The organism is Streptomyces shenzhenensis (assembly GCF_021462265.1).
Classification (GTDB): Bacteria; Actinomycetota; Actinomycetes; order Streptomycetales; family Streptomycetaceae; genus Streptomyces; species Streptomyces shenzhenensis.
In genome coordinates this window covers 121,339-136,691 of the sequence record NZ_JAJONF010000007.1, presented here as the reverse complement: position 1 = coordinate 136,691, position 15,353 = coordinate 121,339, and the positions used below count along the sequence as shown (strand labels likewise).

Below are 15,353 nucleotides of genomic sequence, written 5' to 3'. Positions count from 1 at the left end.
TGCGAAGGAACAAAGCCCGTGTCACTGCTCGACATCCGCGTCCCCGCCGTTGTGCTGCGCGTGGACCGGAATCCCTTTCACCACGGAACACTGGGGGCCGTGCGTTCACTCGGCAGAGCCGGAGTGGAGGTACACGTGGTCGCGGATTCCACGGGAAGTCCCGTGGCGCGATCGCGTTTTCTGCACCGCATGCACGCTCCGCCCCCGCTCGGGGCCTCCCCGGGCCAGATCGCCGACCTGCTGCTGAAGGTGGCCGCCCAGATCAGGACTCCCGCCGTCCTGATCCCCATGGACGACGCGAGCGCGATCGCCGTGGGCCGCACGGGCGAGACCCTGGCGCCCTGTTTTCTGCTGCCGGCCGTCTCCGGTGAGCTGCCCGAACGCCTCGCCGACAAGGGCGAACTGGCCGCCCTGTGCGCGTCCGTGGGCGTTCCGCATCCGGAGACCCTGGTTCCGGACAGTCCGGCGCAGGCCGTCGCCGCCACCGTCCGGCTGGGCCTGCCGGCGGTGGCGAAATGGAGCCGGCCCTGGCTGCTGCCGGCCGGCAGCGGACTGCGCAGCACGACGGTGGTGACCTCGGCCCGGCAGGCGCGGGAGCTGTACGCGCGCGCCGAGGACGCCGGCAGCCCGTTGCTGCTGCAGCAGCGTCTGCCACCGGGGCCGGGCCGCGACTGGTTCTTCCACGGGTACGCCGACCGCTCCGGCGCGGTGCGGGCGGGCGGAGTCGGGCAGAAACAGCGGGCCTGGCCGCCCGGAGCCGGGCTGACCGCGGTCGGTCACTGGGCGCCGAACCCGAAGGTACGGGCGCTGGCCGAGCGGTTCACCTCAGAACTGGGCTACCGGGGCGTCCTCGACATCGACTTCCGGCAGTGCGGCACCACGGGCCGGTATCACCTGCTGGACTTCAACCCGCGTCCCGGTGCCCAGTTCCGGCTGTTCTCCGACGCCAGCGGCCTGGACGTCGTACGGGCCCTGCACCTGGACCTGACACACCGTCCGCTGCCGAGGGCGGCGCCGAGGGCGGGGCGGGCGTTCGTGGTGGAGAACTACGCGCCGTTCGCCGCGCTGCGACCGGCCCCGGGCGGACGTGAACTCGCCTGGCACGCACCGGACGACCCCGCCCCCGGCCGCGCGATGCGGGCGCTGTGGTGCCGGCACGTCTCGCACAGGCTGCGGCAGCGACTGCGCCCCGCCCCGGTGGCTCCCGCTCCGGCAGGCCCGGACTCCCGAAGAAGCACGTCCGCTTCGACCGACGACGAGAAAGCGAGCAGCTCCTGATGTACGACCTTCTAGTGGTGGGTGCCGGCCCGTACGGCCTGTCCATCGCGTCCCACGCGGCGGCCGCCGGGCTGAACCTGCGTGTGCTGGGACGGCCGATGGCCTCCTGGCGGGACCACATGCCACCCGGTATGTTCCTGAAGTCCGAGCCGTGGGCCTCCAACCTCACGGATCCCGAGGGCCGCTGGCGGCTGGACACGTACTGCGCCACGCGGGGGATGACGGCTCGTCACGCCGAACCGATCCCGGTGACGACGTTCGCCGCGTACGGTCTGTGGTTCGCGTCCAACGCCGTCCCCCCGGTGGACGAGCGCATGGTGAGCCGGGTGGCGGCCCATCCGGCCGGGTTCGAGGCGGTCACCGAGGACGGCGAGGTGCTGCACGCGAGGACGGTGGCGCTGGCGGTCGGTGTCATGCCCTTCACGCAGATCCCGGCTCCGCTGCGCCGTCTGCATCCCTCGCTCGTCTCGCACAGCAGCCATCACAGTGACCTCGAACAGTTCCGTGGCCGGGACGTCACGGTGATCGGCGGCGGCCAGGCGGCCCTGGAGACCGCGGCGCTGCTCGCCCAACAGGGCACTCGGGTACGGGTGATGGCCCGTGCCGACCGGCTGCAGTGGAACGATGTGCCGCCTCCCTGGCAGCGTCCCTGGTGGCAGTCGGCCCGCATGCCGCACAGCGGCCTGGGCTGCGGCTGGCGCAACTGGTTCTACGCCGAGCGCCCGGGCCTCTTCCGGCGCCTTCCCGAGTCGGTGCGCACCCGCGTCGCGGCCACCGCGCTGGGCCCGGCGGGAGCCTGGTGGGTACGGGACCGGGTGGAGCCGGTGGTGGAGGTGCTGCTCGACCGGGAGATCACCGCGGCGAGTGCGGTGCCGGGCGGGTTGCGGCTGGACACGGTCAGCCTGACCGGGGGGCCGCTGACGCTGGAGACCGAACACGTCATCGCCGCGACCGGGTTCCGGGCGACCCTGGACCGGCTCGGCCTGCTCTCCGACGAACTGCGCGACAGCCTCGCGACGACGGCCGACGGCTCCCCGGCCGCCGGGCGGGATCTGGAGTCCTCGCACCCGGGGCTTTTCCTGGCGGGCCTGCTCACCGCTTCCTCGTTCGGCCCCGCCATGCGTTTCGTCCACGGAGCCACGTTCACGGCCACGGCACTGGTACGAGGGGTGCGCCGCCGCCTGCGCGGCACACCGCTCAGCGACACGTCGCCCGCGCGGGTGGGATGGAGCGCCGCGGAAGCACCCTCCCGGGCACGCTGCTGACGGTCGGTCCCGGGGCCGGACGCGGCAGGTCCGACCCCCCTGCCGGACAGCACTACCGGCGGGACCCGGCCCGGCCCCGTCGGTAGAAGACGACCCCGCTGGCCATCAGGAACGCGGCAACGCCCGAGGCGGCCATGGTCTCGCTTCCCACGCCGGTCTGCGCGAGGGACGACGGCCACTCGGGACGTGCCGCGGGCGGCGTCGACGGCCTGGGGGCCGGGGTGTGCACGTCGTGAGCCGGCTTGGGCGGTGTCACCACCCGGGGCGGCGAAGTCGGCTGCGGCGTGGGGGGAGTCGTGGGCGGAGTCTCGTCGTCACCGTAGCCGCCGGTGACGACGTCGCCCTGGCCGCTGCCGGCACCGTGTCCGGCGATCGAGTCGGAGCCGCCCGCGTCGCCGTGTCCGGCGATGATCTCGGAGACGTTTTCCACGCCCTGCCCGACCACATGGCCGACGCCGTCCGTGTCGCCGTGTCCGGCCGTCTGCCCGGAGACGCTCGTGTCACCCTGCGCGGCCCCGCGGCCGGCGCCGCTGTCGTCGCCGTAACCGTCGACGCCCCGCTGACCACCGGTGCGACCGGGGTCACTGGCCTTGCCGACGGCACCGTGCTCACTGGTCTTGCCGCCGACGGCACCGTGCTCACTGGTCTTGCCGCCGACGGCACCGTGCTCACTGGTCTTGCCGGCGGCACCGTGCTCGGCGCTCCGGCCGGCACCCTGCGCGCCGTAGGCCGGCGCCACGTCGGCCTTCGCCGGCGCGGCCGCCGGGGCGTCGGCGGCACTGTGCCCGGGCAGGGTGTCGGGTGCCTCGGCCGTGCTCGCGTCGGTCCGCGAGTCCGCGAGCGCCGGGATGCCCCACAGCGACAGGAGGGTCGTCGCGCAACCGGCCACGATCATTCCCTTGCTCAGGTTCTGTCGCATTCTGGTTGTCTTTCTGGTCGAAGAAGAAGCTGGAAGAGGAAAGCGGGCGGCTGCCGGCAGGCGCGTGGTCAGTTCTTCTTCCGCCGCCCGCCGTGGCGCCGGGAAACAGCCTCACGTCTGCCGTAGTTTCGCTGCCATCTGATTTTCTGACTGGTCCAGTGATGGGATCCGGTGAAATGCCAGTAGCGGCATTCCGAGCAGAGGTAGATGCGGTCCGGGATTCTCTCCAGCAGCGGCTGCTTGATGAGCCAGCATCGCGCCTCGGATTCGGTGCGGAACGAGGCTTTCCCCGTCTGCGGACAGCGCGGCATGATGATCGAATTGCTCATGTCCCCTCCGAGGCGCGAACCGGCTCACACCCTCTTCAGCAGAAGGATGAACCCGATGGTGCCTCAGCGGGAAAACCCGTATCAAGCGGTAACCCCTCTTTCGGCCGAGTCGCGGCCGGTTTTCATCCGCCTGGCGCCATAGGACGATTGGTGTTAATTGCTATTGGCGGTCGGCGCTTTGATGTGAAAAAAGTCAGCGACCGCCATGACGGTCGCTGACTTCGTTGACCCATCTCCGCACACAGGCCCGGAATTTCACCCGGCCTGTCGCCGGGCTGCCCGGCCAATCACCGCTGCGGCGCGAGCGCGGTGCAGAAATTGCCGAGGTTCTGCGTAATGTCTCCGCCCACCGTGATCGGCGCGTTGACGGTGACCAGGGAGGACTGGAACGTCTGTTCGCAGTTCAGGAGTTGTGTGTTGGCGGGGGGCGGCTGACGGTCACACTCCGCCGCCTGGGCGGAACCCGCGGCCACCAGGCCGACGCCACTGATAACACCGGTCATCAGCATGACCTTCTTGAACCTGCGCACGTAACCTCCATGTATTGACTCTCGTCCGCCGCGCGGCGGGATGCGACCGACACGGCAAGGGGATGCCGAGCTCTTGTTGCTCGGCATCCCCTTGTTCGTGCGTGGACCCGACTGCCGCCGGCGTCCTGAAAAGCGGAACTACCTGACGTTCGCGCAGAAGTTGCCGATGTTCTGGTGCTCGTCACCAGTGACGGCACCACCGACGGGGGCGAAGGCCGTGCCCCCGGAGAATTCCTGGTGGCAGCGCGCGACCTGCAGGTTGTCGACGATGACGTGCGGACCGTCATTGGCGCTGGCGACGCCACCGCCGACCACGCCGATGCCACCGACCATGAGCGCGACGGCAGCGGCCTTCTTGAGCTTCTGCATGATGTCTCCGATTTCTTCACGCACACGACCCTCCTTACGGACCGTGTCCGACTCGTCACAGACAATAACATGCGCTTCATCTAACGCCACATTCCAGACACGCCCGTTTGAGTGGCACTAATAGCGCCATAAGGCCTATAAATCACGCAAACCGCCTCACTGGCAGATCACGGACCCCGGCCCGCCGGGCCACACACGGCAAAGAGCCTCTGGCGGACACGAGGAGAACGAGTTCGCACACGCCCGCCCGCACCCACCGAAGGCCCGGCACACGACGGAGGGCCGGCCTCGCGCAGCAGCACGAGACCGGCCCCCGGCAACACCCCTGATCAGCGCTCAGCGTTGACGTTCGCGCAGAAGTTGCCGATGTTCTGGTTCAAGCCGCCGCCGATGTCCGCGACGTTGGAGGGAGCGAAGGCGAGGCCGCCATCGAACGACTGCCGGCAGTCCGCGACCTGAAGGTTGTTGACGGCGACTTCGGGGGACGGGTCGTCGCAGCCCGCCGCGTTGGCGATGCCTCCGCCGGCAAGCCCGATGCCGCCGACCATGACCGCCACGGCAGCGGCCTTCTTGAGCTTCTGCATGATGTCTCCGATTCCTTCACGCACACGACCCTCCTTACGGACCGTGCCTGACTCGTCACAGACAATAACACGCACTTCACTTAACGTGTCATTCGAGACATACTCCATCGAGTGTCACCAACAGGCCCATAAATCTTGAAACTGGCCATATTCCGCACACAACGAGGAGCCGACCTCGCGCGACAGCACGAGACCGGCCCTCCGAAGCACCTCTGAAATCAGCGCCGAACGTTGGCGTTCGCGCAGAAGTTGCCGATGTTCTGGTTCAGGTCGCCGGTGACCGCGCCGTTGACCGGGGCGAAGGCGGCGCCGGCGTCGAACGTCTGCTCACAGTCCGCGAGCTGAACGTTGTTGGCGGCGACGTCAATCGGGTACGGGTCGTTGAAGCCCCCCGCGCTGGCGACCCCACCACCGGCAAGCCCGATGCCGCCGACCATGACCGCCACGGCAGCGGCCTTCTTGAGCTTCTGCATGATGTCTCCGATTTCCTCACGCACACGACCCTCCTTACGGACCGTGCCTGACTCGTCACAGACGATAACACGCACCTCACTTAGCCCCACATTCCAGACACACCCAAGCGAGTGCAATCAATCGACCTATTAACTCTTTTCGGACAATCGGCTCTTGTCGGGGGTGCACACCACGGTGCTCACACCGTCGGTCCGCAGCGTGGCGCAGACCTGAGGGACCTTGGGCACGGTGAGGGTGACGGTCCGTTGGACGCCGGCCTGGACGGCCTCCTGGAGACTCGCGAGTTCGACACCGCCTGCCGCGACGCTCACGTCGACGGTCCGCGCCTGACCGCAGTACAGGCTCAGGCTGATCTGACTCACCGTCGGGGTGCTGAATTTCTGGATGCCCACGGCGCAGGGAAAGTCCCCCGACGCGGCCTGCGCGTGCGCGGCGGTGAGGAGCGGCGCGGAAGCCACGAGCACGGTGGCAGCCGAGCGGAGCATACGGCGAGGCATTGGTCCTCCCAGGAGTTCATCGGGCCCGCCGCCCACGACGGCCGGGCCTCTGACCACGGCGCCTGACATGTCCTTCATGCGCCTTTCGGGGAGGCATACCGTGAACGGATCCGGCTTCTCACGCGAGCAGGGCCGATCGGGTGGGTGGCCGAAGGGGACCCGGACGGCGCGGCGGCGATCGCCGTGTCAGCCGCGGTACAGCGCCTCGATCTCGGCCGCGTACCGGGCGCTCACCGCGTGCCGCTTGACCTTCAGGGACGGGGTGAGCAGCCCGTTCTCCTCGTTGAACTCGCCCTCGACCAGCGCGAAGGCACGGATCGACTCGGCGCGGGAGACGGCCAGGTTGGCGTGGTCGACCGCCTTCTGCACCTCCGCCCGCATCCGGACGTCGCGCACCAGCTCGGCGAGCGGGGTGTCCGGCGGGAGCTTCCGCACGGACAGCCAGTGGGCGACGGCCTCCGGGTCGAGGGTGATGAGCGCGGCGACGAAGGGCCGGTTGTCGCCGACGACCAGGCACTGGCCGACCGGCGGCCGGCTGCGCAGCCGGTCCTCCAGCACGGCCGGGGAGACGTTCTTGCCGCCGGAGGTGACCAGGATGTCCTTCTTGCGGCCGGTGATGGTGAGATAGCCGTCCGCGTCGAGCTCGCCGAGGTCGCCGGTCTCGAACCAGCCGTCGTCCGACAGCACTTCGGCGGTCGCGGCCGGGTTGTTCCAGTAGGACCCGAACACCACGGGGCCCTTCACCAGCACCTCGCCGTCGTCGGCGATCCGGACGGCCGCCCCCGGGATCGGCTGCCCGACCGTGCCGGGGCGGGGCTCCAGCGGCGGGACGATCGTGGCGGCCGCGCTGGTCTCGGTCAGGCCGTAGCCCTCGTAGACGACGATCCCGGCCGCGTGGAAGAACAGGTTGAGGTCGCGGTCGAGGGGTGAGCCGCCGCTGATGGCGTACCGCATCCGGCCGCCGAGTTCCTTGCGGATACGGCGGTAGACCAGCAGGTCGTACAGCGCCCAGGCGGCGTACAGGCCGGGCCCGGGTCCCTTCCCGGTGCCGAGGAACTTCTCCAGGTGGGCCGCGGCGAACCGCACCCCGATCCGCTCGGCGCGGTCGAAGGAGGCGGCCCGGCCGATCTTCTCCGCGGTCGCCCGCCCGGTGTCGTGGATCTTCTCGAAGAGGTACGGCACCCCGACCACGAAGGTCGGCCGGAACTCCCGCAGCGCGGGCCTGAGTTCGTCCGGCTTCACGCTCGGGAAGTGGCCCATCTCGATCCGGCCCATCAGACAGGCGAGCTGGAGCGTACGGCCCAGGATGTGGGCGAGCGGCAGGAACAGCAGGGTCGAGGCGGTCTGCCCGGTGACCGCCTGGAAGACGGGGTGCAGCAGCTCGACCGTGTTGGCGGCCTCGGCGTGCAGGTTGGCGTGGGTGAGGACGCAGCCCTTGGGGCGGCCGGTGGTGCCGGAGGTGTAGCAGACCGTGGCGACGGTGCCGGGGGTGAGGGCGGCACGGCGCCTGGCCACCTCCTCGTCCGGGATCCCCTCGCCGAGGAGAGTGAGGTCGGCGAGCGCGCCGCCGTCGAGTTCCCAGGTGCGCGGGGGGTGCGGGTGGGAGGCGGTGCCGGTGATGACGGTCGCCGTGTTCTGCGGGGTCTCGGTGACGACGTGACGGGCGCCGGAGTCCCGGACGATCCAGTCCACCTGGTCCGCGGAGGAGGTGGGGTAGACCGGGACGGGCACACCGCCGGCCGCCCAGACGGCGAAGTCGAGGACCGTCCACTCGTAGCGGGTGCGGGACATGACGGCCACACGGTCGCCTGCGGCGACGCCGGCGGCGATCAACCCCTTTGCCACCGAGGTCACCTGGGCGGCGAACGCGGCCGCCGTGACGGTGCCCTCGCGGCGGCGGATCGCGGTGGCGTGGGGTTCCTCGGCCGCGTTGGTGTACGGGAGGTCGGCGAGGGAGCCGGTGGTGAGCGGGGCGGCGAGAGGCGCCCTACACGCCTCCCGCACGACCCCGGCCTCGTCCTTGACGACCTCGACCTTGCTCCGGTCGGCCAGGTCGGTTCGCTGACGTGCTCGTCCGAGGTCGCCGCGTACGCTCATGGTGCGTCAACTTACTCGGAAGTAAGAAGAGGTCAATGGGTCGCGCCGTAGGAGATACGGTTGTACGCCGGGTGCGGGTGCGTTGTGGCTGGTCGCGCAGTTCCCCGCGCCCCTTTAGGGGCGCGGCGCCCCTAAAGGGGCGCTGCCTCGCCGATCGCTGTGGAGAGTTCGGCTACGTCCTTGTCCTCGGTCACCCTCGCCAGGGTTTCGGCCCGGGACTGCAGCTTCGTCAGGCCCGGTGCTCCCGGGAGGTGGTAGTCGCCGCCCGCCAGCGCGTCCGCGAAGTAGGCAGCCACCGCGGTCACCTGGAAGCGCGGGGAGGCCGACCAGACGTCGTCGTGCAGGGCGCCGGTCTCCATCGCGCCCGTGTTCTCGTGCGGGGTGCGGGTGTCGGGGTCCAGCCAGCGGACGGTCGCGGTGGCGAGGTGGCCGTCCGTGCCGGGGTTGGTGCGGACGGCGTACAGGGCCGTGACCGTGTGGCCGGGGCCGATCTCGCCGCCGTCCACCCGGTCGTTGCGGAAGTCCCGGTCGGCGACCTTGCGGTCCTGGTAGCCGATCAGGCGGAACTCGGCGACGGTGTGCGGGTCGAAGGCCACCTGGGCCTTGGCGTCGCGGGCCACCAGGTCGATGTTCTGCGGGAGTTGACGGCAGAAGACGTCGGCGGCGGACTTGGTGCCGGCGACGTACACGGTGTGGCCGTCGCCCTTGTCCGCCAGGCGTTCCATGAGGGCGTCGCCGTAGTCGCTGCCCACTCCCACGCCGAAGAGGGTGATGCCGTACTCGCGGCGGTCGCCGTCGATGCGCCTGAGGATGGCGTCGGGGTCGGTCTCGCCGTCGTTGGCGAGGCCGTCGGAGATGAGGACGACGCGGTTGGTGGCGTTCTCGCGCAGGCCCGCGACGGCGGTGGCGTAGCCGGTCTCGACGCCCTCGCCGAGGTTGGTGGAGGAGAGCGCCTCCAGGCCGTCGACGGCGTCGTGGATCTCGGCGCGGTGGCCGCCGAGGCGGGTCATCGGCAGGACCTGTTCGGCGTGCTCGCTGAAGGTGACGAGGGCGACCGAGTCGTCGTCGCGCAGCCGGTCGGTCATCGTGTCCAGGGACTTCTTGGCGAGGTCGAGGCGGCCCGGCTCGTCCATGGAGCCGGAGACGTCGATGACGAAGGTGAGGGCGGCCGGCGGGCGTTCTTCGGTGTCGGCGGGGCGGGTGGCGAGGCCGACGCGGACCAGGGACCAGTTCGGCCTGCTGGTACGGGCGCCGTCGACGGTGACCGTGAAGCCGTTGTGTTCGGGGGTGCGGTAGTCCTGGCGGAAGCTGTTGACGAATTCCTCGGGCCGGATGGTCGAGGGGTCGGGGCGGCCGCCGTCGGCGAGGGTGCGGCGGGCGTAGCCGTAGGAGGCGGTGTCGACGTCGAGGGCGAAGGTGGAGAGGTGGTCGGAGGACGGGGCGGTCTCGTCGCCCCGGGCCTGGGAGGGGGCGGGGGCGCGGGTGTGGTCCGGTCCGTTGGAGCGGTTGCCGCCGTCGCCCGCGCAGCCCGCCAGGAGCAGGGTGCCGGCGGTGGTGAGGGCGAGCAGCGCCCCGTAGGTCCGTCGTCGTGTCCGGTGTCGGTTCATCGCGTGTGCCCCCTGTGCCGGTCGGAGTCGACTTCCTGACTTGTCATCGACTCTGACGGCACCGAGGGCCGGAACGTGCGCCCCGATGCGTTGCGGATGGATCTCGAAGCGGCCACGGACCAGGGGCTTCGAGGCCGGAGGGAGATCGTCCGGTGACCTAGGAGACGATGTCCTTGCGGGCGAAACCCCTGAAGGCCAGGGCGAACAGCACCAGGGCGTACGTTATCGACACCGCGGTGCCCTGGATCATGCCGGACCACTCCAGGTGCGGTTGTACGGCGTCCGCCCAGGCGAACTGCCAGTGCGCGGGCAGGAAGTCGCGCCAGTGGCCGAGGGCGGTGACCGCGTCCAGGACGTTGCCGACGATGGTCAGGCCGACCGCGCCGCCGACCGCGCCGAGGGGGGCGTCGGTCTTCGTGGAGAGCCAGAACGCCAGTCCCGCGGTGACCAGTTGGGACAGGAAGACGTACCCGATCACGATCACGAGGCGCTGGGTGGCGGTGGTGGTGTCGAGTGCGCCGCCGGTGGGGATCTGGAGCGGGCCCCAGCCGTAGGCGGCCGTGCCGACGGCCAGGGCGACCAGGGGCAGCAGGATCATCGCGGCCAGGCTGAGGCCGAGCGCGACGACCAGCTTGGACCACAGCAGACGGGCCCGCGGCACCGGTGCGGCGAGCAGGTAGCGCAGGGAGGACCAGCCGGCCTCCGAGGCGACCGTGTCCCCGCAGAACAGGGCGACCGGGATGACCAGCAGGAAGCCCACCGACACGAACAGGTTGACGGCGGCGAAGTTGGCGCCGGACGCGGTGGCGGTGTCCAGGAGGGTGACCTGGCCGTTGCGCTCGCCCGGCCGGCCGCCGACCGCGAACGCGATCAGCAGCACGAAGGGCAGTACGGCCAGGATGGCGCCCATCACCAGGGTGCGGCGCCGCTTGAGCTGGCGGACCAGTTCGACGCGGAGCGGCAGGGTGCGGCCCGCCCGGTAGCCGGAGGCGACCGCGGACTCCTCGGTGAGCGTGCTCATGCGGAACCTCCTATCAGGGTCAGGAAGGCGTCTTCCAGCCGGCGGTGCGGGCCGACCGATGCCACCGGAACGTCGAGCCGGACGAGTTCGGCGACCAGCTGCGGGGCGCTGCCGCCGGGCTCCAGGCGGACGAGCAGGCCGTCGTCCGTACTGGTCACGGTGGCCACGCCGGGCAGCGCGGCCACCTTCTCCACGACCGGTTCCGCGACGGGGGTGCCGGTGCCGACGAGGAGGGTGTCGCCGGAGCCGATGATCTCGGCGACCGGCCCGGCCTGGACGAGCCGGCCGCGGTCCATCACCACGAGGTGGGTGCAGGACTGCTCGACCTCGGCGAGGAGATGGCTGGAGACGATCACCGTGCGGCCGGCGGCCGCGTAGCGGATCATCACCTCGCGCATCTCGCGGATCTGCGGCGGGTCGAGGCCGTTGGTGGGTTCGTCGAGGATGAGCAGGTCCGGCAGGCCGAGCATGGCCTGGGCGATGGCGAGGCGCTGCCGCATGCCCTGGGAGTACGTGCGGACCGCGCGGGCCAGCGCGTCGCCGAGGCCGGCGATCTTCAGGGCCTCGTCGAGGTGCGCGTCCTCGGGCGGGCGGCCGGTGGCCTGCCAGTAGAGCTCCAGGTTCTCCCGGCCGGACAGGTGCGGCAGGAAACCGGCGCCCTCCACGAAGGCGCCGACCCGGGAGAGGACGGGGGCGCCGGGGCGGATGGCGTGGCCGAAGACCCGGACCTCGCCGCCGTCCGGCTTGATCAGGCCCATCAGCATGCGCAGGGTGGTGGTCTTGCCCGCCCCGTTGGGGCCGAGGAGGCCGAGCACCTGGCCCTTCTCGACACGGAAGGACAGCTCGCGGACCGCGTACCGGTCGGCCGAACCCGCGTAGCGCTTGCTCAGATCCGTTATCTGCAGGGGCACTCCGGCCAGCTCGGCGGCCGGTGCCGGGCCGGCGGCAGTGCGGCGGCGGCCGGTCAGCAGCAGGGCCAGGGCGGCGACCGCGCCGGCCAGCGGCAGCCACCACACCCAGGCGGGCAGCGGCGCGGCGGCCGTGTCCACCTGGGGTGCCGTCGGCACGCTCAGGGCGCCCTTGAGGGAGACCGTGTAGGTGGCCGGGGCGGTCGGGGAGGCGTAGCCGAGGTCGGTGGAGGCGAGGACCAGGCGCAGCCGGTGGCCCTTCTGCACCTCGTGGTCGATGGCCGGGAGGGTGACCGTGACGTCCTTGCCGGCCTTGGCTCCCTCGACGCGGACCGGGGCGACCAGCTGGGAGGGCAGCACCTGCTGGGTGCCGTCCGGGCCGACGTCGTACACCTTGCCGAAGAGGACGGCGTCGTCGGCCGTCGAGGCGATGTGGACGGTGGCCGTGGGGGTGCCGGTGATCTGCACGGTGTCGGTGACGGGCGCCGAGTCGAAGCGGGCGTACTGGCCGGGGAAGTCGAGGGAGACGCCGACGCCGAGGGAGGAGAGCTGGGCGAGGCCGCCGGAGCCGCCGAGGCCGGGCAGCGCGGAGACGCCGGGCGGGCTGGCGCCGGCCGGGTTGTCGACGCGCTGGGTGCCGCCCTTCAGCGCGATGTCCTTCCGGTGACTCTCCAGACCGGAGTAGCTGTCGGCGCTCGCGCCGCGCAACTGGGCGGCACCGTCGGTGGAGTCCAGCCCTCCGGTACGGGTGATCCGGAAGCCGGGCCCGGTGCCGGTGGCCTTGTCGCCCTTCAGATACCGGTCGAACCATGCGGTCGTCCGGGCCTCGACACGGCTGGTCTCCAGGTCGCCGCCGTCATGGCCGCCGGCGATCCAGTCGACGTCCACCGGGGCGCCGGCCGCCCTGATCGCCTTCGCCGCCGCGTCCGACTGGGAGAGCGTGAACAGGGAGTCGGTCTGGCCCTGGAAGAGCAGGGTGGGCACCTTGATGCGGTCGCCGACGGCCGACGGTGACCGCTCTTCGAGAAGCTTCACGGCCGCCGCGTCCGGCTTGCCCGACTCGGCGACCCGGTTGTACATCGCGCACAGCTCGGGCTGGAAGTCGGCGCAGCCGCCGCCGGTGTTGAAGAAGATCCCGGCCCACAGCTTCTTGAAGACGCCGCCCGGGAACAGGGCGTCGGCGAGGTTCCAGTACGTGATGGAGGGAGCGATGGCGTCGACCCGGTGGTCGTAGGCGGCGGCGAGGAGGGAGATCGCGCCGCCGTACGAGCCGCCCGCCATGCCGACGCGTGGGTCGCCGGCCCTGTCGAGCTGGACCTGGGGCTGCTTCGCCAGCCAGTCGATGAGCCTGGAGACGTCGGCGACCTCGCCCTTGGGATCGTTCAGGCCGATCTTCCCGGTGGAGGCGCCGAAGCCGCGGGCGGACCAGGTGAGGACCGCGTAGCCGTGGCGGGCGAGGTCCTCGGCCTCGGTGCGCATGCCTTCCTTGCTGCCGCCGAAGCCGTGGGCGAGGAGGACCGCGGGGCGCCGGCCGGTGCCGGACGTGGTGAAGAAGGAGGTGTCGAGACGCACCCCGTCCACCGCCATGACCTTGTCGGCGCGGTGCACCGGGGCCGGGCCGCCGGAGGCGACGGCCGTCCACGTGCCGGCGCCCACGAGCACGACGACGGCGGCCGCGGCGGACAGGAGCCGTCGCGGCCGCCGGAGCAGGGCTCGTAGGCCGGGGGGTCGAAGATCCATGCTTCAACGGTACGGGCAGGCGGTGACGTCCGATGCCGACGCCGGGGTGAACCCCTGGCCATCCCTGGGAAGTACGGCGGCGCCGACCTGTACTCCGGGTGCGGTATGCCGGGGCGACCCCCACCCGCCATCGAATCATCTGAACCAAGAACGTCTTGCATCAGATGTTCTTGGCTCGTACGGTTCTCGGCATGACACCTCTCCCCCGGCCGCCCGCTTGGACAGCGCCGTTGCCGCCGGCCGAGCCGCCGGCGGACATGACCGTTCACCACCTGCCCACCGGCACGTACGAGACCCGCGCGGCCCTGGCCTTCCGCGGCGGCTCGTTCCGCGACAAGCGGCCCTTCGCCGCCTCGGCGGTCCTGGTGCGGCACCCGAAAGGAGATCTGCTGATCGACGCGGGCTTCGGCGCGGCCGTCGCCGAGCACATCGCGATGCTCCCCCGCTTCGTCCGCGCCCCCTACCAGGCGGGCCGCACCGCCGCCGAGCAACTCGACGCCATCGGCTACGACCGCGGCCGGCTGCTCGGCGTCGTGCCCACCCACGCGCACTGGGACCACGTCGGCGGCCTCGACGGACTGGGCGGCACCCCCCTCTGGATGAACAGACTCGAACGCGAGTACGCGGCCGCCGACCCCGACGGCAAGGTCTACCGCCAGGTGTCCCGGGGGCACGAGATCCACGAGTACGCCTTCGCGGACCGGCCCTACCTCGGCTTCCCCTCGACCTACGACGTGCACGGCGACGGCTCGGTGGTCATCGCCCTCGCGGGCGGCCACACGACCGGCTCGGTGATTGTCTTCGTCACCCTGCCGACCGGCCCGCGGTACGCCTTCGTCGGCGACCTCACCTGGCAGATCGACGGCATCCGCCGGCCCGCCGAACGGCCGTGGCTGATGAGCCGGCTGGCCGACAGCGATCCCGCGCAGTTGCGCCGGGACCTGCTGCGCATGATCGCCCTGGACGGCCTGCTGCGGATAGTCCCCGCGCACGACCTCGGCTCCTACGAGGGCATCCCCCTGCTCGTGCCCGACCCCGCGGCACAGGCCCGCCCAGGCCGGCACGCATGACCGGCCCGAGCCCCGGTGCCGAGTCCGAGATCACCTGGCTGCTGCACCGGGCCGCCCAGCACATGCACGGCGTCACCGGTGACCAGGCCGCCAGACACGGTCTCCAGCTGCGCGACTACATCGTGCTGAGCGCCCTCGACAAGACCCCGGACCTCACGCAGGGCGAACTCGGCAAGGCCCTCGGCCTGGACAAGACCACCCTGATGAGCCAACTCGACGGGCTGGAGCGCCGCGGCCTGGTGGTCCGCCACACCGATCCCCGTGACCGCCGCCTGCGGATCCCGGCGATCACCGAGGCGGGCGAGAGGCTGCGCGCGACCGTCGCCGAGGCGTGCGACGCCGCCGAGGCCTCCGTCCTGGACGGCTTCGGCCCGGACCGGATCCAGGACCTGCGCCGCATGCTCTTCGCGATCATCGGGGACAGCGAGGACCGCGGATCCTGCCTGTGACCCCACCGGCCCACGCCCCCTGCTCTCCCCGAAGGAGGACCGACGACAGCCGGGGCATCCGCCGGCCACGCCGTCTGCCGCGGTGAGGGCACCACCGCCGTCGGCGTCCTCACCGAGCTGTGGAAGACGTCCGAGGACGTCACCCGCGTCCCCTGCACCTGGCGCTGACGGGCGGCCCGCCAAGGCCCCGCGCCTGGACGCGCCGCTCCCCCATGA

Annotated in this window: 15 protein-coding genes; 4 read left to right on the top strand and 11 right to left on the bottom strand. The window is 71.3% G+C overall.

The window, feature by feature from the left end; translation table 11 throughout:
- The first annotated feature begins 18 nt into the window (after positions 1 to 18).
- Together LQ326_RS12590 and LQ326_RS12585 are read left to right on the top strand one after the other, a co-directional pair.
- Positions 19 to 1,278, top strand: a complete 1,260-nt coding sequence (locus LQ326_RS12590) for a carboxylate--amine ligase (RefSeq protein WP_234535757.1) — start codon at positions 19 to 21, stop codon at positions 1,276 to 1,278.
- Complete coding sequence (locus tag LQ326_RS12585) at positions 1,278 to 2,543, top strand: NAD(P)-binding domain-containing protein (RefSeq protein ID WP_234535755.1); 1,266 nt, start codon at positions 1,278 to 1,280, stop codon at positions 2,541 to 2,543. Before LQ326_RS12590 ends, LQ326_RS12585 begins: the two co-directional genes overlap by 1 nt.
- A gap of 52 nt (positions 2,544 to 2,595) precedes the next feature.
- On the opposite strand, the gene LQ326_RS12580 is transcribed toward LQ326_RS12585, so the two are convergent.
- The 11 genes from LQ326_RS12580 to LQ326_RS12530 form a co-directional block, all read right to left on the bottom strand.
- Complete coding sequence (locus tag LQ326_RS12580) at positions 2,596 to 3,462, bottom strand: hypothetical protein (protein ID WP_234535753.1); 867 nt, start codon at positions 3,460 to 3,462, stop codon at positions 2,596 to 2,598.
- Positions 3,463 to 3,530: 68 nt separating this feature from the next.
- Complete coding sequence (locus LQ326_RS12575) at positions 3,531 to 3,791, bottom strand: hypothetical protein (RefSeq protein WP_234535751.1); 261 nt, start codon at positions 3,789 to 3,791, stop codon at positions 3,531 to 3,533.
- A gap of 287 nt (positions 3,792 to 4,078) precedes the next feature.
- The gene (locus LQ326_RS12570; RefSeq protein ID WP_234535750.1) at positions 4,079 to 4,321 is read right to left on the bottom strand and encodes a hypothetical protein; all 243 of its coding nucleotides are present in this window, start codon (positions 4,319 to 4,321) and stop codon (positions 4,079 to 4,081) included.
- A 138-nt stretch (positions 4,322 to 4,459) separates the two neighbouring features.
- The gene (locus tag LQ326_RS12565; protein WP_308401910.1) at positions 4,460 to 4,714 is read right to left on the bottom strand and encodes a hypothetical protein; all 255 of its coding nucleotides are present in this window, start codon (positions 4,712 to 4,714) and stop codon (positions 4,460 to 4,462) included.
- Positions 4,715 to 5,019: 305 nt separating this feature from the next.
- The gene (locus tag LQ326_RS12560) at positions 5,020 to 5,274 is read right to left on the bottom strand and encodes a hypothetical protein (protein ID WP_234535748.1); all 255 of its coding nucleotides are present in this window, start codon (positions 5,272 to 5,274) and stop codon (positions 5,020 to 5,022) included.
- A 218-nt stretch (positions 5,275 to 5,492) separates the two neighbouring features.
- Positions 5,493 to 5,771: a hypothetical protein gene (locus tag LQ326_RS12555; protein WP_308401909.1), complete on the bottom strand. Its 279-nt coding sequence runs from the start codon at positions 5,769 to 5,771 to the stop codon at positions 5,493 to 5,495.
- Between the two features lie 105 nt (positions 5,772 to 5,876).
- Positions 5,877 to 6,212, bottom strand: a complete 336-nt coding sequence (locus tag LQ326_RS12550) for a hypothetical protein (RefSeq protein WP_234535746.1) — start codon at positions 6,210 to 6,212, stop codon at positions 5,877 to 5,879.
- Between the two features lie 219 nt (positions 6,213 to 6,431).
- Positions 6,432 to 8,342 carry an AMP-dependent synthetase/ligase gene (locus LQ326_RS12545; RefSeq protein WP_234535743.1) on the bottom strand — a complete coding sequence of 637 codons (1,911 nt, stop codon included), beginning with the start codon at positions 8,340 to 8,342 and terminating at the stop codon, positions 6,432 to 6,434.
- 131 nt (positions 8,343 to 8,473) lie between these two features.
- On the bottom strand, positions 8,474 to 9,949 hold the full coding sequence (locus LQ326_RS12540; RefSeq protein WP_234535741.1) for a vWA domain-containing protein: 1,476 nt from the start codon (positions 9,947 to 9,949) through the stop codon (positions 8,474 to 8,476).
- Between the two features lie 157 nt (positions 9,950 to 10,106).
- The gene (locus LQ326_RS12535) at positions 10,107 to 10,970 is read right to left on the bottom strand and encodes an ABC transporter permease (protein ID WP_234535739.1); all 864 of its coding nucleotides are present in this window, start codon (positions 10,968 to 10,970) and stop codon (positions 10,107 to 10,109) included.
- A complete protein-coding gene (locus LQ326_RS12530; RefSeq protein ID WP_234535737.1) occupies positions 10,967 to 13,618 on the bottom strand; it encodes a CocE/NonD family hydrolase in 2,652 nt (883 codons plus the stop codon). Before LQ326_RS12530 ends, LQ326_RS12535 begins: the two co-directional genes overlap by 4 nt.
- 191 nt (positions 13,619 to 13,809) lie before the next feature.
- Between LQ326_RS12530 and LQ326_RS12525 the strand changes: the two genes are divergently transcribed.
- Together LQ326_RS12525 and LQ326_RS12520 are read left to right on the top strand one after the other, a co-directional pair.
- Positions 13,810 to 14,688, top strand: coding sequence for an MBL fold metallo-hydrolase (locus LQ326_RS12525; RefSeq protein WP_234535734.1), 879 nt, complete (start codon positions 13,810 to 13,812; stop codon positions 14,686 to 14,688).
- Positions 14,685 to 15,137, top strand: a complete 453-nt coding sequence (locus tag LQ326_RS12520) for a MarR family winged helix-turn-helix transcriptional regulator (protein WP_234535732.1) — start codon at positions 14,685 to 14,687, stop codon at positions 15,135 to 15,137. The genes LQ326_RS12525 and LQ326_RS12520 overlap by 4 nt, the downstream gene beginning before the upstream one ends.
- The last annotated feature ends 216 nt before the right edge of the window (positions 15,138 to 15,353 follow it).